The sequence below is a fragment of the Proteus sp. ZN5 genome, assembly GCF_011046025.1.
In the GTDB taxonomy this organism is placed as follows: Bacteria; Pseudomonadota; Gammaproteobacteria; order Enterobacterales; family Enterobacteriaceae; genus Proteus.
On sequence record NZ_CP047639.1, the window covers coordinates 854,789 to 877,135 of the forward strand.

Consider the following 22,347-nt stretch of genomic DNA (forward strand, 5'->3'; position numbering starts at 1 on the left):
TATTTTGCGGCCCTATTACTGTTAATGGAGTTAGTCATGAGTGAGTTGAAAAACGACCGCTATTTACGTGCGCTGTTGCGCCAACCTGTTGATGTCACCCCAGTTTGGATGATGCGTCAGGCAGGCAGATATCTTCCTGAATATAAGGAAACACGGGCACAGGCGGGGGATTTCATCTCATTGTGCAAGAACACCGAATTGGCTTGTGAAGTGACATTACAGCCTTTAAGACGCTTTCCTTTAGATGCTGCTATTTTATTTTCTGATATTTTAACTATTCCAGATGCAATGGGATTGGGTCTTTACTTTGAAACAGGTGAAGGCCCTCGTTTTAAATCACCAATAAATAGTCTTGATGATATTAAAAAACTGCCTATTCCTGATCCTGAAGATGAACTGGGATATGTGATGAATGCAGTACGTGCTATTCGTCATGCATTGCAAGGTAGTGTGCCCTTAATTGGCTTTTCAGGAAGCCCTTGGACGCTGGCAACCTATATGATTGAAGGTGGTAGTAGTAAGGCCTTCACAAAAATTAAAAAAATGATGTATTCAGAGCCTCAAGCACTACATCTATTACTGGATAAACTGGCAGATAGCGTTATCCTTTATTTGAATGCTCAAATTAAAGCGGGTGCACAATCCATTATGATCTTTGATACATGGGGTGGTGTGCTAACAGGGCGTGATTACCAACTTTTCTCATTACACTACATGCATAAGATTGTTGATGGTCTTATTCGCGAATACGATGGAAGAAAAGTTCCTGTAACCTTATTTACTAAAGGTGGCGGTCGTTGGTTAGAAGCAATGGCAGCAACAGGTTGTGATGCATTAGGGCTAGATTGGACGATTGATATTGAAGATGCACGTCGCCGAGTAGGGGATAAAGTTGCGCTACAAGGCAATATGGATCCTTCTATGCTATATGCACCACCTGCCAGAATAGAGCAAGAAGTCGAAACTATTCTTGCTGGGTTTGGTAAAGGTAACGGTCATGTCTTTAATCTTGGGCACGGTATTCATCAAGATGTTCCACCAGAGCATGCTGGTGCATTTATTGATGCGGTTCACCGTTTATCAAAGCCTTATCATCAGGATAATGATTAATACCCAACAATTGCGTCAGGAGCAGACAGAAAAAGCTCAACGGATTATTTTAACAGACCAATTTACAGCACCAACTTACATAGCAGGTGCTGATGTTGGTTTTGAAGAAGGTGGCGCAGTTACTCGCGCCGCCATTGTGATAATGCATTACCCTTCTTTTGAAATTCTTGAATATCAAATTGCGCGAATACCTACAACTCTTCCTTATATTCCTGGTTTACTTTCGTTTAGAGAGTGCCCTGCGTTACTGGCTGCTTGGCAACTAATAAAACAGAAACCATCTCTTATTTTTGTCGATGGACAAGGTATTGCTCATCCTAGAAGGCTTGGTGTCGCAAGTCATTTTGGTTTATTAGTGGATACGCCTACTATTGGCGTGGCAAAAAGTCGTTTATGTGGCGTTGATAAAGACGTCAATGAAGAAATGGGAAGTCATGAGCCGTTAATGGATAAAAATGAGCAAATAGGATGGATTTATCGCAGTAAGAAAAAATGCAAACCCCTGTATATTTCTCCGGGTCATAAAGTGAGTATGGATGGCGCTTTGCAATGGGTTGAGTTGTGTATGAAAGGATATCGATTGCCAGAACCAACGCGTTGGGCCGATGGTATTGCCTCAAATAGGCGATTATTTGAGCAGTTGAATAAGAATAAGCTCTAAATGACCGGGAAATATGTGGATATTTTTAATTTTCAGGTAAACTGCGCCTAAGTTAAGAAAATGAGTAATCACGAATGTTGAAGAACCCAATCCATTTACGTTTAGAAAAGCTAGAAGCTTGGCAACACCTGACGTTTATGGCGTGCCTGTGTGAGAGAATGTACCCAAACTATCAGGTATTTTGTCGTGAAACAGGATTTACCGATCCGATGCTTTATCGCCGTATTCTCGATCTGGTTTGGGAAACTTTAACGGTGAAAGATGCAAAGGTTAATTTTGATTCTCAATTAGAGAAATTAGAAGAAGCTATCCCTGATGCATCTCAGTTTGAAATTTATGGTGTCTATCCTGCGATTGACGCCTGTGTTGCACTTAGTGAAATTGTTCACTCTCGTTTAAGCGGTGAATCATTAAGTCACGCTATTGAAGTGAGCAAATTATCAGTAGGGACAGTTGCTTCACTTGAAATGACACAAGCAGAAAGAGAAATGAGCGAAGAAGAGCTTAGATCTCTACCTGCTGTTATTGAAGAGTTCGATATCCAATGGGAAATTTACCGTCTACTTGTAGAATGTGAAGAAAGAGATATCGAACTGATCAAGGGTCTACGTGCAGACCTTCGTGAAGCTGGAATGAGCAATATCGGTATAGAATTAACGCACTAAATCAGAAAAACGTGATTTAGTGCTTGAAAAGCGACGTTTAAAGGCTTCACATCACCCCCGTGTATGTTCTACATTGGGTACGAAAAGAAGTGGCTCAGGTGTTTTACTTAATTTATCCTCTTAAAAAGATAAATTAAGTTTTTTCACCAGATGTTTTTCAAACGATAAAACATACTTTAAGGACTATTTTATGAACAAAGCTGAATTAACCGAATCAGTTGCTGAAAAAGCGGATCTGACAAAAACTCAAGCAAAAGCTGCTATTGAAGCGTTTATCGATTCAGTAACAGGTGCTCTGAAAGAAGGCGATTCTGTACAGTTAGTTGGTTTCGGTACATTCAAGGTGAATCACCGTGCAGAGCGTACTGGTCGTAACCCTCAAACTGGTAAAGAAATTAAAATTGCAGCAGCTAACGTTCCTGCATTTACTGCCGGTAAAGCACTGAAAGACGCAGTAAAATAATTCCTTTGAACGGAATGAACAATAGAGGGGGATTTACTCCCCTTTTGTTGAAACGACAGGGGCTGTTAGCAATAGGATCTGCTTTTTTGCTCAGCGCCTGCTCCTCTACTGTGCAACTACCTGAATTTTCTGCAACAGGTTATATTGCAGATGAGGGTGTTGTCCGACTATGGCGTTTAAATAATACGACGTCAGAGCCTCAAGTGATCATGAGTGTTTATAGCTTCTATAAAAAGCCAGAAACTGTCATCACATTCTATGAGTATCGTCAAAATAAGCTTTGGCAAGTCCGCTCTGAAGTTATCAATCCAAATGATCCCTCTTCTTGGCACCTTCGTTTAAATAAACGTGGTGAAGTTATTTTCATGCAACAAGAAAGCCAGAAGCAAAAACGAGCATTGACAGAAGATGAGCGTTTAAGAATGGTATTTGCTGCAAGTAAAGAGCGTGAAATTAGTGAAGCGCTTACTATTGGGAAAGTAAATTTAGTACAGGGTGTTTGGTATCAAAATACGATGACAACATGTGCTGGTGAGAAGGTGAGTGTTTCATTTGAAGGTCCAGAACAACGTTGGTTAAAAACAAGAACACGTAATTCAAGTAAGCCTTCTTATGTTGCTTGGCTTGATTCACCCGAAGGTAAGCAATTACTTATGGTTGCAGAACACGATTTTTGTAAATGGGAACCAACAAAAGAGAGCTTGTGATCACTCCCTTTTGTCGTTGTTAATTTATTTCTTTAAGCGTGCAATCGCTCGATAACCGATATCATGGCGATAAAAACTACCATTCCAATGAATATCTTTTGCTAAGGCATAAGCATTTTTTTGAGCTTGCTCGATATCATCACCTAATGCAGTCGCACATAGTACTCGCCCGCCAGCAGTGATAACGTCGCCTTTTTCATTGAGTGTTGTTCCTGCTTGAAATACTTTTGCCGTTGTTGATGATGTTGGTGTTAAGCCTTTGATAACATCACCTTGACGATAATCAGCAGGATAGCCGCCGGCTGCAATCACAATTCCTAAAGCTGGACGAGGATCCCAAAGAGAATCTTTATCTTTTAAGTTACCTTTTGCTCCAGCTAAGCACAGCTCAACTAAGTCAGATTGCATACGCATCATAATCGGTTGAGTTTCTGGATCACCAAAACGACAGTTAAACTCAATAACCTTGGCAATGCCTTGTTTATCAATCATCAATCCAGCATAAAGGAAACCTTGGTAACGATAGCCTTCAGAAGCCATTCCCTTAACTGTTGGATAAATGATTTTTTCCATTACTTGCTGGTGGATTTCTGGTGTAACAACAGGCGCTGGTGAATATGCCCCCATACCCCCTGTATTAGGTCCAGTATCTCCATCGCCAACACGTTTATGATCTTGGCTTGTTGCCATTGGAATAACGTGTTCACCATCAACCATCACAATAAAGCTAGCTTCTTCGCCATCAAGAAATTCTTCGATAACAATACGATGTCCTGCATCACCAAAAACATTGCCAGCCAGCATATCTTTAATTGCCGCTTCAGCCTCAGCTTGTGTCATAGCTACAATAACGCCTTTACCTGCGGCTAAACCATCTGCTTTAATAACAATCGGTGCGCCTACTTTATTAAGGTACTCAAGTGCAGGTGCTATTTCTGTGAAATTTTGATAATCCGCAGTTGGAATTTTATGACGAGCTAAAAAATCTTTTGTGAAGGCTTTAGAGCCTTCTAACTGTGCGGCTCCTTTTGTTGGGCCAAAGATGGTCAACCCTGCATCTTTAAATGCATCGACAACACCAATAACCAGTGGTGCTTCAGGGCCCACGATAGTCAAATCAATTTTATTTTCGAGAGCAAATGCGACTAATGCAGGAATGTCTGTTGCACTGATAGCGACATTCTCAACACCGCTTTCTAATGCAGTACCTGCATTACCAGGGGCAACAAAAACGTGTGTTGTAAGCGGCGATTGAACCGCTTTCCAAGCTAGTGCATGTTCACGACCGCCATTACCAATAATCAAAATCTTCATATCAATACCTTATTAATGACGGAAGTGGCGCATATTGGTGAAAATCATTGCAATGTTATGTTCATTTGCAGCTGCAATCACTTCATCATCACGAATTGAGCCACCAGGTTGAATAACACAAGTCACACCAGCAAGTGCTGCCGCATCAATACCATCTCTAAATGGGAAGAATGCGTCTGATGCCATTGCACAGCCTGCAACTTCTAAACCTTCATCAGCAGCTTTAATACCCGCAATTTTTGCAGAGTACACACGGCTCATTTGTCCTGCACCAATACCAATTGTCATATCGTTTTTAGCGTAAACAATGGCATTTGATTTTACGAATTTGGCGACTTTCCAGCAGAAGAGTGCATCTTTAAGTTCACGCTCACTAGGTTGACGTTGGGTAACCACTCTTAAGTTTTCTTCTTTTACCATACCTAAGTCACGATCTTGAACTAACAGCCCACCATTAACACGTTTGAAATCTAATGCTGGTTTGGCTTCTTGCCATTGACCACAAGCTAATACACGAACATTTGGTTTAGTTTCTAAAATTGGTAATGCATCTTCATTAATAGAAGGAGCAATGATTACTTCAACAAACTGACGTTCGATGATTGCACTTGCTGTTTTTGCATCTAATGGACGGTTGAATGCGATAATGCCACCAAATGCAGAGGTTGGATCAGTTTTAAATGCATTGTCATATGCTTGTGCGAGCGTGTTCGCAATTGCAACACCGCAAGGATTTGCATGTTTCACAATAACACATGCTGGTTCGGAAAATGATTTCACACATTCTAATGCTGCATCAGTATCAGCAATGTTGTTATAAGAAAGCGCTTTGCCTTGTAATTGGTTAGCAGTGGCAATAGATGCTTCTTCTATATTCTCTTCTATATAAAAAGCTGCTTGCTGGTGGGCATTCTCACCATAACGCATATCTTGTTTCTTTATATAGTTCAGATTTAAGGTGCGAGGGAAAGTACCTGATGGTTGTGAAGTATCACCATAATAAGGTGCAACCTTCTGACCGAAGTAGTTAGCAATCATTCCGTCGTAAGCGGCTGTGTGTTCAAAGGCTTTAATCGCCAAATCAAAGCGTGTATCTAAAGTAAGGCTATTTTCGTGATTATCCATTTCTTCAATCACTCTTTCATAGTCATTACTATTTACTACAATCGTAACGTCTTTATGATTTTTTGCCGCGGAGCGAACCATTGTTGGTCCACCAATATCGATATTTTCCACCGCATCTGCTAATGAGCAATCTGGGCGAGCGACTGTTTTAGCAAAAGGATAAAGATTTACGACGACCATATCGATAGGACGAATTTCATGTTCTTCCATAATTGCATCGTCTTGCCCACGACGACCTAGAATTCCACCATGTACTTTAGGGTGCAGTGTTTTCACTCTGCCATCCATCATTTCTGGGAAACCTGTGTAATCGGAGACTTCAATAACCGGTAAGCCAGCTTCTGCTAATAGACGTGCGGTTCCACCTGTCGATAAGAGTTCTACTTTTCTTTCAACAAGTGCTTTAGCAAATTCTAAAATACCTGCTTTATCAGACACACTTAAAAGTGCACGGCGGATAGGACGAAGATGTTGCATGAGTTTTATCCCTTGGGGTTGGTATAACGGTAGTAATGGTGAAGTTAAATCACATTAATACAGTGAAATTGTGTTTGCTTAACTAACATTTCAGAAGATGGACACAAAATCAATCTTGCTTAATCGACCGCTATAATAACGCAAACGTTTGCGTTTGACATGCTAATTTTATGTAAAAAGGTGCTCTGTGGATAAAATTGTTGATAAGTGCGTATAAGTAGGGGTTTTGCTGTGGAATTAAGCAAACAATTTTTTTTCTTAAAAAAACTATTGCCAGCCTCAGAAAACTCCCTATAATGCGTCCTCGTTGTCACGGCAAACCACGTTAAGTGAGTTAGCCGAGAGAACAAAGAGAAAAGAAAAAAGTTTGAAAAAAACTCTTGACTCTTCAGGGGAATAGCGTAATATACGCCTCCTCGCAACAACGCAGAAGACCGGAAACGGCAGCGAATGTTGCACTGCTCTTTAACAAATTATCAGACAATCTGTGTGGGCACTCGCAGAGACGATATCTTCTAAAATATTAGATGTATCAAGTCTTGAAGAGTGAACAACAAAAGTAAATTCATTTATGAATAGCTAAGTTTTCGATTTCTTTGAGCATCAAACACTTTTAATTGAAGAGTTTGATCATGGCTCAGATTGAACGCTGGCGGCAGGCCTAACACATGCAAGTCGAGCGGTAACAGAGGAAAGCTTGCTTTCTTGCTGACGAGCGGCGGACGGGTGAGTAATGTATGGGGATCTGCCCGATAGAGGGGGATAACTACTGGAAACGGTGGCTAATACCGCATGACGTCTACGGACCAAAGCAGGGGCTCTTCGGACCTTGCGCTATCGGATGAACCCATATGGGATTAGCTAGTAGGTGAGGTAATGGCTCACCCTAGGCAACGATCTCTAGCTGGTCTGAGAGGATGATCAGCCACACTGGGACTGAGACACGGCCCAGACTCCTACGGGAGGCAGCAGTGGGGAATATTGCACAATGGGCGCAAGCCTGATGCAGCCATGCCGCGTGTATGAAGAAGGCCTTAGGGTTGTAAAGTACTTTCAGCGGGGAGGAAGGTGTTAAGATTAATACTCTTAGCAATTGACGTTACCCGCAGAAGAAGCACCGGCTAACTCCGTGCCAGCAGCCGCGGTAATACGGAGGGTGCAAGCGTTAATCGGAATTACTGGGCGTAAAGCGCACGCAGGCGGTCAATTAAGTCAGATGTGAAAGCCCCGAGCTTAACTTGGGAATTGCATCTGAAACTGGTTGGCTAGAGTCTTGTAGAGGGGGGGTAGAATTCCACGTGTAGCGGTGAAATGCGTAGAGATGTGGAGGAATACCGGTGGCGAAGGCGGCCCCCTGGACAAAGACTGACGCTCAGGTGCGAAAGCGTGGGGAGCAAACAGGATTAGATACCCTGGTAGTCCACGCTGTAAACGATGTCGATTTAGAGGTTGTGGTCTTGAACCGTGGCTTCTGGAGCTAACGCGTTAAATCGACCGCCTGGGGAGTACGGCCGCAAGGTTAAAACTCAAATGAATTGACGGGGGCCCGCACAAGCGGTGGAGCATGTGGTTTAATTCGATGCAACGCGAAGAACCTTACCTACTCTTGACATCCAGAGAATCCTTTAGAGATAGAGGAGTGCCTTCGGGAACTCTGAGACAGGTGCTGCATGGCTGTCGTCAGCTCGTGTTGTGAAATGTTGGGTTAAGTCCCGCAACGAGCGCAACCCTTATCCTTTGTTGCCAGCGCGTAATGGCGGGAACTCAAAGGAGACTGCCGGTGATAAACCGGAGGAAGGTGGGGATGACGTCAAGTCATCATGGCCCTTACGAGTAGGGCTACACACGTGCTACAATGGCAGATACAAAGAGAAGCGACCTCGCGAGAGCAAGCGGAACTCATAAAGTCTGTCGTAGTCCGGATTGGAGTCTGCAACTCGACTCCATGAAGTCGGAATCGCTAGTAATCGTAGATCAGAATGCTACGGTGAATACGTTCCCGGGCCTTGTACACACCGCCCGTCACACCATGGGAGTGGGTTGCAAAAGAAGTAGGTAGCTTAACCTTCGGGAGGGCGCTTACCACTTTGTGATTCATGACTGGGGTGAAGTCGTAACAAGGTAACCGTAGGGGAACCTGCGGTTGGATCACCTCCTTACCTAAGAGATACGTGTTATGTGCAGTGCTCACACAGATTGTCTGATGAAGAATGAGCAGAAATACCGGTATAGGCTTGTAGCTCAGGTGGTTAGAGCGCACCCCTGATAAGGGTGAGGTCGGTGGTTCAAGTCCACTCAGGCCTACCACTTTTCCTTTATGCTGCGTTGTGAATTCACTCGTTTACTTATTGTAAACTTCGTGACTCCACGCCTTGCCTAAAGAAAAAGCTTCTTTCTAAAAAGAAGAAAAGGAGTGGTTGTACTGGTATTAAAGAATGCATTATGGGGCTATAGCTCAGCTGGGAGAGCGCCTGCCTTGCACGCAGGAGGTCAGCGGTTCGATCCCGCTTAGCTCCACCATAATCTCTTGAATATAAAACAATAATTCAGAGTATATTAGCAATAGTATACTGCGAATTATTTTGCTCTTTAACAATCTGGAACAAGCTGAAAAATTGAAAACAAATCAATATATCACCGAGGTATATTGATGAGTCTCTCAAAATCTCAAATCTGAAAGTACTCTTCAGAAAGAGGATATGCGAGCAAAATGATTTCAAGGCGGACAACGCACAGCAAGCGCAGCATACATTAGTATGTGAGCATTGCGAGCACTGCCCAACGTCGAAATCATGAAGCGCAGCAATCCGTTTTAGAAGACACCTTCGGGTTGTGAGGTTAAGCGAATAAGCGTACACGGTGGATGCCTAGGCAATCAGAGGCGATGAAGGACGTGCTAATCTGCGATAAGCGTCGGTAAGGTGATATGAACCGTTATACCCGACGATTTCCGAATGGGGAAACCCAATATCCAATGGATATTATCATGACGTGAATACATAGCGTCATGAAGCGAACCGGGAGAACTGAAACATCTCAGTACCCCGAGGAAAAGAAATCAACCGAGATTCCCCTAGTAGCGGCGAGCGAACGGGGAACAGCCCAGAGTCTTAATCAATAGCAGCGTCAGGAGAACGGTCTGGAAAGTCCGGCAGTAAAGGGTGATAGCCCCGTATCTGAAGATGCTGTTATTGTGAACTCGACGAGTAGGGCGGGACACGTGTTATCCTGTCTGAATATGGGGGGACCATCCTCCAAGGCTAAATACTCCTGATTGACCGATAGTGAACCAGTACCGTGAGGGAAAGGCGAAAAGAACCCCGGCGAGGGGAGTGAAAAAGAACCTGAAACCGTGTACGTACAAGCAGTAGGAGCCCCATCACTCAAGTGCCTCGCACTGAGTGATTGGACAAACCACTCGAAAACAGCGCAGCGTTTACCTACAAAGTGGATTGATTTTTTCAAGCCGTCGCGCAGTGTACATAGAAGTACACGAGCAACGGAAGTTAAAAAATCGAGCCAGTTTGACAGTAAAAGCAAGCGGGACATTTGAGGATGGGGTGACTGCGTACCTTTTGTATAATGGGTCAGCGACTTATATTCTGTAGCAAGGTTAACCGTATAGGGGAGCCGTAGGGAAACCGAGTCTTAACTGGGCGAATAAGTTGCAGGGTATAGACCCGAAACCCGGTGATCTATCCATGGGCAGGTTGAAGGTTGGGTAACACTAACTGGAGGACCGAACCGACTAATGTTGAAAAATTAGCGGATGACTTGTGGATGGGGGTGAAAGGCCAATCAAACCGGGAGATAGCTGGTTCTCCCCGAAAGCTATTTAGGTAGCGCCTCGTGAACTCATCTTCGGGGGTAGAGCACTGTTTCGACTAGGGGGTCATCCCGACTTACCAACTCGATGCAAACTGCGAATACCGAAGAATGTTATCACGGGAGACACACGGCGGGTGCTAACGTCCGTCGTGAAGAGGGAAACAACCCAGACCGCCAGCTAAGGTCCCAAAGTCATGGTTAAGTGGGAAACGAAGTGGGAAGGCTCAGACAGCCAGGATGTTGGCTTAGAAGCAGCCATCATTTAAAGAAAGCGTAATAGCTCACTGGTCGAGTCGGCCCGCGCGGAAGATGTAACGGGGCTAAACCATGCACCGAAGCTGCGGCAGCGACACTTATGTGTTGTTGGGTAGGGGAGCGTTCTGTAAGCCTGCGAAGGTGTGCTGTGAGGCATGCTGGAGGTATCAGAAGTGCGAATGCTGACATAAGTAACGATAATGCGGGTGAAAAACCCGCACGCCGGAAGACCAAGGGTTCCTGTCCAACGTTAATCGGGGCAGGGTGAGTCGACCCCTAAGGCGAGGCTGAAAAGCGTAGTCGATGGGAAACGGGTTAATATTCCCGTACTGGTGGTAACTGCGATGGGGGAACGGAGAAGGCTAGGTTGTCCGGGCGACGGTCGTCCCGGTTCAAGCATGTAGGCAGAGTGATTAGGCAAATCCGGTCACTTAATGCTGAGGTGTGATGACGAGCCACTAAGGTGGTGAAGCAATTGATGCCCTGCTTCCAGGAAAAGCCTCTAAGCTTCAGGTTACCAACAATCGTACCCCCAAACCGACACAGGTGGTCAGGTAGAGAATACTCAGGCGCTTGAGAGAACTCGGGTGAAGGAACTAGGCAAAAATGGTGCCGTAACTTCGGGAGAAGGCACGCTGGCGGTAAGTGAAGTCCCTTGCGGACGGAGCCGAAGCCAGTCGAAGATACCAGCTGGCTGCAACTGTTTATTAAAAACACAGCACTGTGCAAACACGAAAGTGGACGTATACGGTGTGACGCCTGCCCGGTGCTGGAAGGTTAATTGATGGGGTTATCCTTAGGGAGAAGCTCTTGATCGAAGCCCCAGTAAACGGCGGCCGTAACTATAACGGTCCTAAGGTAGCGAAATTCCTTGTCGGGTAAGTTCCGACCTGCACGAATGGCGTAATGATGGCCAGGCTGTCTCCACCCGAGACTCAGTGAAATTGAACTCGCTGTGAAGATGCAGTGTACCCGCGGCAAGACGGAAAGACCCCGTGAACCTTTACTATAGCTTGACACTGAACATTGAGCCTTGATGTGTAGGATAGGTGGGAGACTATGAAGTGTGGACGCCAGTCTGCATGGAGTCAACCTTGAAATACCACCCTTTAACGTTTGATGTTCTAACCTAGGTCCATAATCTGGATCGGGGACCGTGTCTGGTGGGTAGTTTGACTGGGGCGGTCTCCTCCTAAAGAGTAACGGAGGAGCACGAAGGTTGGCTAAGCATGGTCGGACATCATGCGGTTAGTGCAAAGGCATAAGCCAGCTTGACTGTGAGAGTGACGGCTCGAGCAGGTACGAAAGTAGGTCTTAGTGATCCGGTGGTTCTGAATGGAAGGGCCATCGCTCAACGGATAAAAGGTACTCCGGGGATAACAGGCTGATACCGCCCAAGAGTTCATATCGACGGCGGTGTTTGGCACCTCGATGTCGGCTCATCACATCCTGGGGCTGAAGTAGGTCCCAAGGGTATGGCTGTTCGCCATTTAAAGTGGTACGCGAGCTGGGTTTAGAACGTCGTGAGACAGTTCGGTCCCCTATCTCGCCGTGGGCGTTGGAAGATTGAGAGGGGTTGCTCCTAGTACGAGAGGACCGGAGTGAACGCACCACTGGTGTTCGGGTTGTCATGCCAATGGCATTGCCCGGTAGCTAAGTGCGGAAGAGATAACCGCTGAAAGCATCTAAGCGGGAAACTTGCCTCGAGATGAGTCTTCCCTGTCACCTTGAGTGACCTAAAGGAACGTTTAAGACTAAGACGTTGATAGGCTGGGTGTGTAAGCGTAGCGATACGTTGAGCTAACCAGTACTAATGAACCGTGAGGCTTAACCTGACAACACCGAAGGTGTTTTGTCTGAGAGACAAACAGTAGATGAAGTAAGCTTGTTTAAGATTGATATTGCTGGCGACTGACCGAAAGGAAAGAAGCGGGTGATAAAACAGAATTTGCTTGGCGGCCATAGCGCAGCGGACCCACCTGAAACCATGCCGAACTCAGAAGTGAAACGTTGTAGCGCCGATGGTAGTGTGGGGCCTCCCCATGTGAGAGTAGGGAACTGCCAGGCATTAAATAAGACGAGAAAGCCAACCCAATGGGTTGGCTTTTTTGCGTTTGGGGTTTTTATATCGCTTAAAAGCCTAAAAACACGAGTTGTTTGTTTTATATTTAGGCCGTTAATAAGATAATTGCTAAATAATACCTTGGCTCCAACGAGAAAATTGCTCAATCCCCATCCGGTTCAATATATAACGAAACCAAACACTGTAATTTTGTGCATTCTCTTCAATATCTTGATAAAGTGAATCAAGAGAGACCCAGCGATAATTCATTACTTCATCTGGATTGCTATGTGGTAATTCGTTACTAAACCCAAGAAATAGGTGATCAAATTCATGCTCTATCAGATCATCTGTCACTTTTTCGTTATACAGAATAGTTCCAATAGATTGCATATTACACTTCATACCTAGTTCTTCATCTAAACGACGATGAATGGCATCTGAAAGTAATTCGTTTGGAAGCGGGTGACTACAACATGTATTTGCCCATAAACCACCAGAGTGATATTTAGATATTGCACGTTGCTGAATAAGTAATTGCTGTTTTGAATTAAAAATAAATATTGAAAAGGCTCGATGTAAGGCGCCTACAATATGAGCTTCAAGTTTTGGCATTGTTCCTAGCTCATTATCATTTTTATCTACGAGAATGACAGCGTCTTCCACAAGAAATCACCTTAATAAAATAATATATTGTTATAGCGTGAATATAACATGACTGTATATCAAATAACGATTTATTGTGTTGTTCTTTTTATGGCATCACAGGAATGATGCCTAGAATAAAAGGAAAGGAAGAGCTAAGGAGTATAATATTGAACACCAATCTTAATAAGTTCTCTGCCTTGTGATTTTCGATGCTTATTTGTATCTCTTAATGAATAAATACAGCCACAATATTCTTGTTGGTAGAATTGTTCACGTTTACTTATTTCGATCATTCTGGCTGAGCCTCCTTTTTTACGCCAATTATAATCCCAATAAACCATATTAGGATAAGGCGCTACTGCTCTTTCACCACAGCCATTTATCTGTTTCATATCTTTCCAACGTGAGATCCCAAGTGAACTCGAAATAACGGCAAAGCCATTTTCAGAGGCATAAAGGGCTGTTCTTTCAAAGCGCATATCAAAACACATTGTGCATCGAATACCACGCTCAGGCTCTTTTTCCATTCCTTTAGCTCTTTCAAACCAATTATCTGTATCATAATCAGCATCAACAAAAGGAATATTATGTTTTTTAGCAAAACGAATATTCTCTTCCTTACGAATTAAATACTCTTTTTGGGGATGAATATTGGGATTATAGAAAAAGATAGTGTAATCAATACCTGAAGCTTGTAATGCTTCCATAACTTCACCAGAACAAGGAGCACAGCAAGAGTGTAGTAAAAGCTTATTTGCATTTGCAGGTAATGTGAGCTTTTCTCGTATAAGAGTCATAGATGATCCTAAATAATATTATTTTAGTTGTAAAATGATGCCTTTATTATAGTAATAAATACGTAGGTAATCTGCTTTTTTAAAATTATCTAAAAATAACCACTTGTTTTATATAAATTAAAAATGATGAACGAAAATGATTTAGGTAATGACTATCAGAGAGTTTACTAGATTCATATTATGATGAGAGGTAAGATGAAATACTAATTCTGCTACTGTTTGTAGCAAAATCTAAAATAAAGGAATTTAGTTATGTCATCTATATTACCTCGCTCTGTAACCTCGCCAAAAAAATTCTTTATTGGTAGCCAATTACTGTCTTCTGTCGGTAAATATGTAAAAGATTTTGGTGATAACGCATTTATTATTAGTGATGAGTTTTTTTTAGAAAAAGTAACTAAAGAAGCAGTTCCTTCTCTAAAAGAAAATGGCATTGTTTCATTGGTTGAAAAATTTAATTACGAATGTACTGAAGCGGAAGTTAATCGCTTAGGTAAAATTGCTGTTGAAAATAAAGCGAACGTTATTATTGGTATTGGGGGCGGTAAGACATTAGATGTGTCTAAAGCTGTTGCTTATTATCAGCATATTCCTGTTATTTTATTCCCAACAATCGCTTCAACGGATGCACCTTGTACTGCATTGTCTGTGCTATATAAAGAAAATGGTGAGTTTGATAAATATTTATTCTTACCACAAAACCCTGATGTTGTTATCGCAGATACCGCTATTATTGCATCAGCTCCACAACGCTTTTTCTCAGCGGGTGTTGGTGATGCACTAGCAACTTACTTTGAAGCACGTGCTTGTTATCAAGCTGACGGCTTAAATTTAGTTAATCAACGTCCATCACGTACAGGTCTTGGTTTAGCACAACTTTGCTTTGAAATGCTAAGTGAAAATATTGATAAAGCAATGGATGCTATTCGCCATAAAATCACCACTCCTGCATTAGAACAAACGATTGAAGCAACAATCTACCTAAGTGGTGTCGGTGCTGAAGCAGGTGGTTTAGCGGCTGCTCACGCAGTAAACAATGGTATGTCTGCAGTTGAATCTTTACACCATGTCCAACATGGTGAAAAAGTCGTATTCGGTTTATTAACTCAATTCGTGTTAGAAAATGCACCACAAGAAGAAATTGATGAAGTGATCCGTATTATTAAAGCGGCAGAATTGCCACTGACACTTGAAGATATGGGCATGAAAGAATTCATCGAAAGTGAATGGCGTACTGTTGCTAAAATTGCCTGTGCTGAAGGCGACACAATGGGTAATATGCCAATGAGAGTGACTGAAGAAGATGTTTATAATGCAATGATTGCAGCTAACGCATTGGCTCATCGCTATAAATAATTCTTAGCTTGGCAAATGATCATCTTAAAACCCCAAATTAAGTTTGGGGTTTTTTTTTAGTCTAATGTTGGGTTCATTTGGGCAAGATCGAACGGTGTTATCTGATAAACATAGTAGTTCAACCAATTTGCAAACAATAAATGTCCATGACTACGCCAAGAAGCGATAGGTTTTTTATTCGGATCATTATTAGGAAAATAGTTTTCTGGTAATTGAGGATCTAGCCCTGCTTTAACATCACGGTGATATTCATCTGCGAGTGTATTAGGATCGTATTCAGGGTGCCCTGTTGCAAAAACCACTCGTTTATCTTTTGATGCAAATAAATAAGCGCCAGCATCTTCCGAAGTTGCAAGGATCTCCAAGTCAGTATTATCTTTAATAAAATCAATAGGAAAACCAGCATAACGAGAATGGGGAGCAAAGAAAGTCTCATCAAATCCGCGTGTTAACAGTGAATATGGTGAGCAAGTATTATGGCTATATACGCCTGAAATTTTTTGTTCTAGCGTATATTTAGGCAAGCCATATAAGATATTCAACCCAGCTTGAGCCGCCCAACAAATAAAGAGCGTAGAAGTAACATGCTCTTTAGCCCATGTAATCACTTCTTTTATTTCATCCCAATAAGCCACATCTTCAAATTCAACTAACCCTAATGGCGCGCCCGTGACAATAAGGCCATCGAAATTTTGCTCTTTAATTTGGTCAAAATCGCAATAGAAAGTATCGAGATGCTCTACAGGCGTATTTTTAGGAATACGAGAGTCAATACGCAATAATTGAATATCAATTTGAAGAGGACTATTAGAAAGTAATCGCAGAAATTGATTTTCTGTTTCTATTTTCTTTGGCATTAAATTAAGGATAAGCACTTTTAAAGGGCGAATGTCTTGAATACTCGCTCTACTGGATGTCATAACAAAGACATTCTCTTTTTGTAAACAACTGACTGCGGGTAGCTCATCGGGTACTCTAATTGGCATTTCAATAACCTCTAAAAAACATCTAGACATCTAGAAGCCTAAATTTAGCTAATAACCTTTTGAATGTCGAGGTCTTCATGTTGTGTATGAAGAATATTCATATAAGAAAAAGCTATATAGCCAAAATCATCAAGCATTAACATTCCTTTTCTCTGTTTATTATCGATCTCTTCCAGATCCCTCGAGTTATTTTTGAAATTCTGATTTTTGTACAATAAAAAAACACCGATGTAATCACATTGTTAAAAATTATTTAAATAAAAATGGAATTCATTTTTGATTTTTGTAAAAACTGCATTAGTCTTAATCAGGTGTGCAAAAGCTTTTAGGGGAATACAGAATGTCACAATCATTAACTACAGAAGAATTAAATTTTACGCAATCTTTTGGTGAACAGGAAAAAGAGATATTAAATCATGATGTTAAATTATTTTTGACTGATTTAGTAAGTCAATTTTCAGATAGACGCCATGCTTTATTAGCTGAAAGGGATAGCTGGAAACATAAAGTTGATAATGGCGAGCTTCCTAATTTTATTTCGGAATCAGATTCCATTATAAAATCGGAGTGGAAAGTTAATCCTATACCGAAAGATCTTCAAGACCGTCGCGTTGAAATAACGGGGCCTGTTGATCGCAAAATGGTTATCAATGCATTAAATGCCAACGTAAAAGTCTTTATGGCGGATTTTGAAGATTCCTTAGCACCTACATGGGACAAAGTGATTGATGGTCAAATCAATTTACGTGATGCCGTCAAAGGCACTATTTCTTATACCAATGAACAAGGCAAATGTTATCAGCTTAAAGCGTCACCTGCGGTATTGATTGCAAGAGTAAGAGGTCTTCACCTTCCTGAGAAGCATATATTGTGGCAAGGCAAACCTATCGCAGGGGGATTATTTGATTTTGCTCTGTATTTTTACCATAACCACAAAGCCTTATTAGAAAAAGGGAGTGGCCCTTATTTTTACATTCCTAAATTGCAAACATGGCAAGAGGCTAAATGGTGGAGTGATGTTTTTCATTTCACAGAGAAGCGCTTTGGTTTAGCAACAGGAACCATTAAAGCCACGGTATTAATTGAAACCTTACCTGCTGTTTTCCAAATGGAAGAAATTCTATTCCATATGAAAGAGCATATCGTTGGGCTTAACTGCGGTCGCTGGGATTATATTTTTAGCTATATCAAGACATTAAAAAATTATCCTGATCGTGTATTACCCGATAGACAAGGGATCACGATGACTCAACCTTTCTTAAGTGCTTATTCGCGTTTATTGATCCAGACTTGCCATAAACGTGGTGCTTTTGCGATGGGTGGAATGTCTGCGTTTATCCCAAGTCGAGATCCAGAGCAAAACGGCATTATTTTGAAAAAAGTATTTGATGATAAAGAGCTTGAAGCAACAAATGGCCATGATGGTACTTGGATTGCTCATCCAGGTCTTGCTGAAACAGTATTGTCTGCTTTTGATGCCGTATTAGGAGCTCGCTCAAATCAACTCGATGTACAACGTAATGAAAAAATAACAGCAGAAATGTTGTTAGCACCTTGTACAGGTGAACGTACAGAAAAGGGTATGAGAGCTAACATCCGCGTTGCTGTGCAATATATCGAAGCTTGGATTTCGGGTAATGGTTGCGTACCTATCTATGGATTAATGGAAGATGCGGCAACAGCAGAAATATCGCGTACCTCTATTTGGCAATGGATCCGCCATCAAAAAACACTGTCTGATGGGCAAGTCGTAACTAAAGATCTCTTTCGTAACATGCTGAAAGAAGAGCTTGAAGTCATACGCCAAGAAGTCGGTGACACTCGTTTTGAAGAAGGTCGTTTTAAAGAAGCGGCTTCTTTGATGGATAAGATTACAACCCAAGATGAATTAGTCGATTTTCTGACTTTACCGGGTTATCAACTTTTAAATTAAAAAAGATACGTCAAACGTATTTATAAACTGCAAACATCATCACTACCGTATTTATAGGAGCTGTTTTTATGACTATTAGTAGATCAGAGCAAATCGCCCAATTAGAGAAAGAGTGGGAACAACCGCGCTGGAAAGGCATTACTCGTCCTTATAGCGCTGAAGATGTCATTAAATTAAGAGGTTCGGTTAACCCAGAACATACCTTAGCAAGACGTGGCGCTCAAAGGCTTTGGTCATCATTAAATGGAAAATCGAAGAAAGGCTATGTTAATGCATTAGGTGCTTTAACAGGTGGACAAGCGTTGCAACAGGCCAAAGCAGGATTAGAAGCTGTTTATCTTTCAGGCTGGCAAGTAGCAGCTGATGCTAACACAGCTGCAAGTATGTATCCTGACCAGTCTTTATATCCGGTTGATTCTGTTCCTAATGTTGTTCAACGTATCAATAATACGTTTAGACGAGCTGATCAAATTCAGTGGTCAAATGGTATTGGTCCTCAACATAAAGATTATATTGATTTTTTCCTTCCCATTGTGGCTGATGCTGAAGCAGGTTTTGGAGGCGTATTAAATGCCTTTGAATTAATGAAAGCGATGATTGAAGCTGGAGCGGCAGGTGTTCACTTTGAAGATCAGTTAGCTGCAGTAAAAAAATGCGGACATATGGGAGGAAAAGTATTAGTTCCAACCCAAGAAGCGGTACAAAAGCTGGTCGCTGCGCGTTTAGCTGCGGATGTGTCTGATGTGCCTACATTACTTGTTGCGAGAACAGATGCCGATGCCGCCGATCTTTTAACTTCAGATTGTGATCCTTATGATAGCTCATTCTTAACAGGCGAACGCACGCCTGAAGGTTTCTTCTGTACTCATGCGGGGATTGATCAAGCTATTAGCCGTGGCCTTGCTTATGCGCCTTATGCCGATTTGGTGTGGTGTGAGACATCACTCCCTGATCTGAAAATGGCGGCGAAGTTTGCAGAAGCTATTCATGATAAATATCCCGGAAAAATGCTGGCTTATAACTGTTCACCTTCTTTTAACTGGAAAAAGAATCTTGATGATCGCACGATTGCGCATTTCCAAGATGAGCTTTCTGCGATGGGCTATAAATTCCAGTTTATTACTTTAGCGGGCATTCACAGCATGTGGTTCAACATGTTTGATCTGGCACATGATTATGCCAAGGGCGAAGGTATGAAACATTATGTTGAGAAGGTACAAGAAAAAGAGTTTGCGGCACTTAATCAAGGCTATACCTTTTCATCGCATCAACAAGAGGTGGGAACCGGATATTTTGATAAAGTAACGACGATTATTCAAGGTGGTATGTCTTCTGTAACAGCATTAACAGGCTCGACAGAAGAGCAACAATTCTAAAATCCCAAAATATCATTATCTGTTTTTGTGGTGATAATTCAGGAGCAGGATGCTCCTCTTTTTCGTGAGGTTGTTAATGACGCCAGAAGATTTGATTGCTCAAACAATTTTACAAGGCTTTGATGCCCAATATGGTCGCTTTCTTGAGATAACGTCAGGGGCACAATATCGTTTTGAGCAAGCAGATTGGCATGGTGTTCAAATTGCGATGAAAGAGCGCATCCGTTTATACGACAATCATGTTGGATTAGTGGTTGAGCAACTAAAATGTATTCGACATGATATTGACAAAGAAAGTCTTTTTCTACAAAAGGTGAAAGAGAATTATACGCAATTATTACCCAATTACCCTCGATTTGAGATTGCCGAAAGCTTTTTTAATTCTGTTTATTGTCGTCTGTTTTACCATCGTGAATTGAATAAAAAGAATCTTTTTGTTTTCTCATCACAACCAGCTTATCGCTTTACACAAGCACCTCGACCATTATCAAAGCAGTTTGTTATTCAGAGTGATTTACCGACATTAATGCAAGATATCTTATCACGCTTACCTTTACGGTTACCGTGGCAAAATAAACAACGCGATATTCACTCTATTTGTAATGTACTTACTGCTCAGTTCTCTTCTGAACAATTGCACAATGCGGTATTTCATATTGCAAACGAACTCTTTTATCGTAATAAAGCGGCTTGGTTGATAGGAAAAATAGTGATTAATGAGCAATATATTCCGTTCTTATTACCCATTCATAATGTTGAGCAACAGTTACTGATTGATACTTGCCTTATCTCTGCGGATGAAGCGAGTATTGTCTTTGGTTTTGCTCGTTCTTATTTTATGGTTTATGCCCCATTTCCCGCGGCATTAGTTGCTTGGCTAAGAGATATATTACCGGGTAAATCTATCGCTGAGCTTTATATGTCTATTGGATGCCAAAAGCATGGTAAAACAGAATATTACCGTGAATATCTTGCCTTTATGAATTTTTCATCAGAGCAATTTATTGAAGCTCCTGGGGTAAAAGGTATGGTGATGTTGGTCTTTACATTACCAACTTATGATCGTGTTTTTAAAGTGATCAAAGATAAGTTTGCCCCACAGAAAACGATCACAGCAGAGCGAGTAAAAGAGTGCTATCAATTGGTTAAAGAGCATGATCGTGTTGGACGAATGGCGGATACCCAAGAATTTGAGAATTTTGTGATCGATAAGAAAAGAATTAGCCCTGAATTAATGGCGATCCTTGAACAAGAGATCTCCAATAAGTTGGAAGATCTAGGTGATAAAATATTGATCCGCCATCTTTATATGGAACGTAGAATGATACCGCTCAATATCTATATGGAGCAGTGCGATGAAAATCAACTTAAAGCGGTTGTTGAAGATTATGGGCAAGCGTTAAAAGAGCTTATTGCGGCGAATATTTTTCCCGGCGATATGCTGTTTAAAAACTTTGGTGTGACACGGCACCATCGTGTGATTTTCTATGATTATGATGAAATCAGTTATATGACAGATATGAATTTTCGCGCTATCCCACCAGCTCGTTATCCTGAAGATGAATTAGCGAGCGAGCCTTGGTATAGCGTTGCGCTCAATGATGTATTTCCTGAAGAATTTCGCTATTTTCTATGTAGTGATAAGCGAGTTTGCCACTATTTTGAAGCTCAACATCGTGAGCTTTTATCTCCAGAATATTGGCAACAACAACAGCAAAAAATTAAAGAAGGGTATATCGAAGATGTTTATGCCTATTCTCAAACTAAGCGATTTACTTAATAAAATCACCCTGAAAAGAGATAAAAATAAAGGTAGATACAAGGGGATACCTACCTTTATTGGATAAAACCTATTTTTATACAGAGATAATTAACGCTGAGTGCCAGCAACGGCTTCTTTAGCTAATTCAGTAATACGTTGGAAATCACCGGCTTTCACTGCATCGTTAGGCACTAACCAAGAGCCACCAATACAAAGCACACTTTCAAGTGCGAGGTAATTACGGTAGTTTTCTGGTGAAATTCCACCAGTTGGGCAGAAACGGACTTTTGAGAATGGTCCTGCAATTGCTTTTAATGCCTTCACACCACCATTAGCTTCCGCTGGGAAAAATTTAAATTCATTTAACCCGTAGCTCATTCCCAGCATTAATTCAGACACTGTCGAAATACCCGGAATTAAAGGAATAGTTCCCGCAACGGCTGATTTGAGTAACGCTTCTGTTAATCCTGGGCTGATAGCAAATTGAGCACCTGCTTCAGTGACTTGCGCTAATTGTTGAGGATTAATTACTGTACCTGCGCCCACAATTGCTTCAGGAACTTCTTTGGCGATACGGCGGATCGCCTCAATTGCGCATTCTGTACGTAATGTCACTTCTAAAACTTTTACACCACCGGCGACTAAAGCTTTTGCAACAGGGACGGCATCATCAATATGGTTGATAACAATAACAGGAACAACAGGCCCTGATTTTAGTACAGACTCTGCACTTGTATTCCAATGATCCATGATTGTATTTCCTAATCAGAAAGTGGTGAGCAAATGAATTTAATCTGCTCCTCGTTAAGCCTCAAAAACTTG

Annotated in this window: 15 protein-coding genes, 2 tRNA genes and 3 rRNA genes; 14 read left to right on the forward strand and 6 right to left on the reverse strand. The window is 41.8% G+C overall.

Going from position 1 to position 22,347, the window contains the following annotated elements; translation table 11 throughout:
* The first annotated feature begins 36 nt into the window (after positions 1–36).
* The 5 genes from hemE to GTK47_RS03950 all read left to right on the forward strand — a co-directional run bounded on the left by hemE (position 37) and on the right by GTK47_RS03950 (position 3,606).
* On the forward strand, positions 37–1,110 hold the full coding sequence (hemE, locus tag GTK47_RS03930; protein WP_165122218.1) for a uroporphyrinogen decarboxylase: 1,074 nt from the start codon (positions 37–39) through the stop codon (positions 1,108–1,110).
* Positions 1,103–1,771, forward strand: coding sequence for a deoxyribonuclease V (gene nfi / locus GTK47_RS03935; RefSeq protein WP_165122219.1), 669 nt, complete (start codon positions 1,103–1,105; stop codon positions 1,769–1,771). The genes hemE and nfi overlap by 8 nt, the downstream gene beginning before the upstream one ends.
* A 74-nt stretch (positions 1,772–1,845) precedes the next feature.
* Positions 1,846–2,436: a YjaG family protein gene (locus GTK47_RS03940; protein WP_075673760.1), complete on the forward strand. Its 591-nt coding sequence runs from the start codon at positions 1,846–1,848 to the stop codon at positions 2,434–2,436.
* 190 nt (positions 2,437–2,626) lie between these two features.
* On the forward strand, positions 2,627–2,899 hold the full coding sequence (locus tag GTK47_RS03945) for an HU family DNA-binding protein (RefSeq protein WP_004246922.1): 273 nt from the start codon (positions 2,627–2,629) through the stop codon (positions 2,897–2,899).
* A gap of 44 nt (positions 2,900–2,943) precedes the next feature.
* Complete coding sequence (locus GTK47_RS03950) at positions 2,944–3,606, forward strand: DUF1481 domain-containing protein (RefSeq protein ID WP_241256065.1); 663 nt, start codon at positions 2,944–2,946, stop codon at positions 3,604–3,606.
* A gap of 24 nt (positions 3,607–3,630) precedes the next feature.
* Here the strand turns inward: GTK47_RS03950 and purD are convergent, their stop codons facing one another.
* Positions 3,631–4,920, reverse strand: coding sequence for a phosphoribosylamine--glycine ligase (purD, locus tag GTK47_RS03955; RefSeq protein ID WP_165122221.1), 1,290 nt, complete (start codon positions 4,918–4,920; stop codon positions 3,631–3,633).
* A 12-nt stretch (positions 4,921–4,932) separates the two neighbouring features.
* Positions 4,933–6,522, reverse strand: coding sequence for a bifunctional phosphoribosylaminoimidazolecarboxamide formyltransferase/IMP cyclohydrolase (purH, locus tag GTK47_RS03960; protein WP_098941741.1), 1,590 nt, complete (start codon positions 6,520–6,522; stop codon positions 4,933–4,935).
* Positions 6,523–7,136: 614 nt separating this feature from the next.
* On the opposite strand from purH, the gene GTK47_RS03965 reads away from it, so the two are divergent.
* From GTK47_RS03965 to rrf, 5 genes are all read left to right on the forward strand, one after another.
* Positions 7,137–8,681: ribosomal RNA gene (locus tag GTK47_RS03965) — 16S ribosomal RNA — on the forward strand.
* A 71-nt stretch (positions 8,682–8,752) separates the two neighbouring features.
* Positions 8,753–8,829: transfer RNA gene (locus GTK47_RS03970), tRNA-Ile, on the forward strand.
* Positions 8,830–8,966: 137 nt separating this feature from the next.
* Positions 8,967–9,042 (forward strand) — tRNA-Ala (locus GTK47_RS03975).
* A 316-nt stretch (positions 9,043–9,358) separates the two neighbouring features.
* Positions 9,359–12,440: ribosomal RNA gene (locus GTK47_RS03980) — 23S ribosomal RNA — on the forward strand.
* 116 nt (positions 12,441–12,556) lie between these two features.
* Positions 12,557–12,672 (forward strand): 5S ribosomal RNA (gene rrf / locus GTK47_RS03985).
* The 16S, 23S and 5S rRNA genes sit together here with 2 tRNA genes alongside, the layout of an rRNA operon.
* A 124-nt stretch (positions 12,673–12,796) precedes the next feature.
* Here rrf and idi read toward each other — a convergent pair.
* Complete coding sequence (gene idi / locus GTK47_RS03990; protein WP_165122222.1) at positions 12,797–13,333, reverse strand: isopentenyl-diphosphate Delta-isomerase; 537 nt, start codon at positions 13,331–13,333, stop codon at positions 12,797–12,799.
* A gap of 134 nt (positions 13,334–13,467) precedes the next feature.
* Positions 13,468–14,112 (reverse strand): epoxyqueuosine reductase QueH, encoded by a 645-nt coding sequence (locus GTK47_RS03995; RefSeq protein ID WP_165122223.1) that lies wholly within the window; start codon positions 14,110–14,112, stop codon positions 13,468–13,470.
* A gap of 252 nt (positions 14,113–14,364) precedes the next feature.
* On the opposite strand from GTK47_RS03995, the gene GTK47_RS04000 reads away from it, so the two are divergent.
* Positions 14,365–15,468, forward strand: a complete 1,104-nt coding sequence (locus GTK47_RS04000) for a glycerol dehydrogenase (protein WP_165122224.1) — start codon at positions 14,365–14,367, stop codon at positions 15,466–15,468.
* Positions 15,469–15,524: 56 nt separating this feature from the next.
* Here GTK47_RS04000 and metA read toward each other — a convergent pair whose 3' ends face one another.
* The gene (gene metA / locus GTK47_RS04005) at positions 15,525–16,454 is read right to left on the reverse strand and encodes a homoserine O-succinyltransferase (protein ID WP_165122225.1); all 930 of its coding nucleotides are present in this window, start codon (positions 16,452–16,454) and stop codon (positions 15,525–15,527) included.
* A gap of 340 nt (positions 16,455–16,794) precedes the next feature.
* Here metA and aceB point away from each other — a divergent pair, with 340 nt between their 5' ends.
* The 3 genes from aceB (at position 16,795) to aceK (ending at position 21,543) form a co-directional block, all read left to right on the forward strand.
* Positions 16,795–18,387, forward strand: a complete 1,593-nt coding sequence (gene aceB / locus GTK47_RS04010; RefSeq protein WP_165122226.1) for a malate synthase A — start codon at positions 16,795–16,797, stop codon at positions 18,385–18,387.
* A 68-nt stretch (positions 18,388–18,455) separates the two neighbouring features.
* A complete protein-coding gene (gene aceA / locus GTK47_RS04015; RefSeq protein ID WP_072065199.1) occupies positions 18,456–19,763 on the forward strand; it encodes an isocitrate lyase in 1,308 nt (435 codons plus the stop codon).
* Between the two features lie 76 nt (positions 19,764–19,839).
* Complete coding sequence (gene aceK / locus GTK47_RS04020; protein ID WP_165122227.1) at positions 19,840–21,543, forward strand: bifunctional isocitrate dehydrogenase kinase/phosphatase; 1,704 nt, start codon at positions 19,840–19,842, stop codon at positions 21,541–21,543.
* A gap of 90 nt (positions 21,544–21,633) precedes the next feature.
* On the opposite strand, the gene GTK47_RS04025 is transcribed toward aceK, so the two are convergent.
* A complete protein-coding gene (locus GTK47_RS04025; protein ID WP_075673078.1) occupies positions 21,634–22,275 on the reverse strand; it encodes a bifunctional 4-hydroxy-2-oxoglutarate aldolase/2-dehydro-3-deoxy-phosphogluconate aldolase in 642 nt (213 codons plus the stop codon).
* Positions 22,276–22,347: the final 72 nt, after the last annotated feature.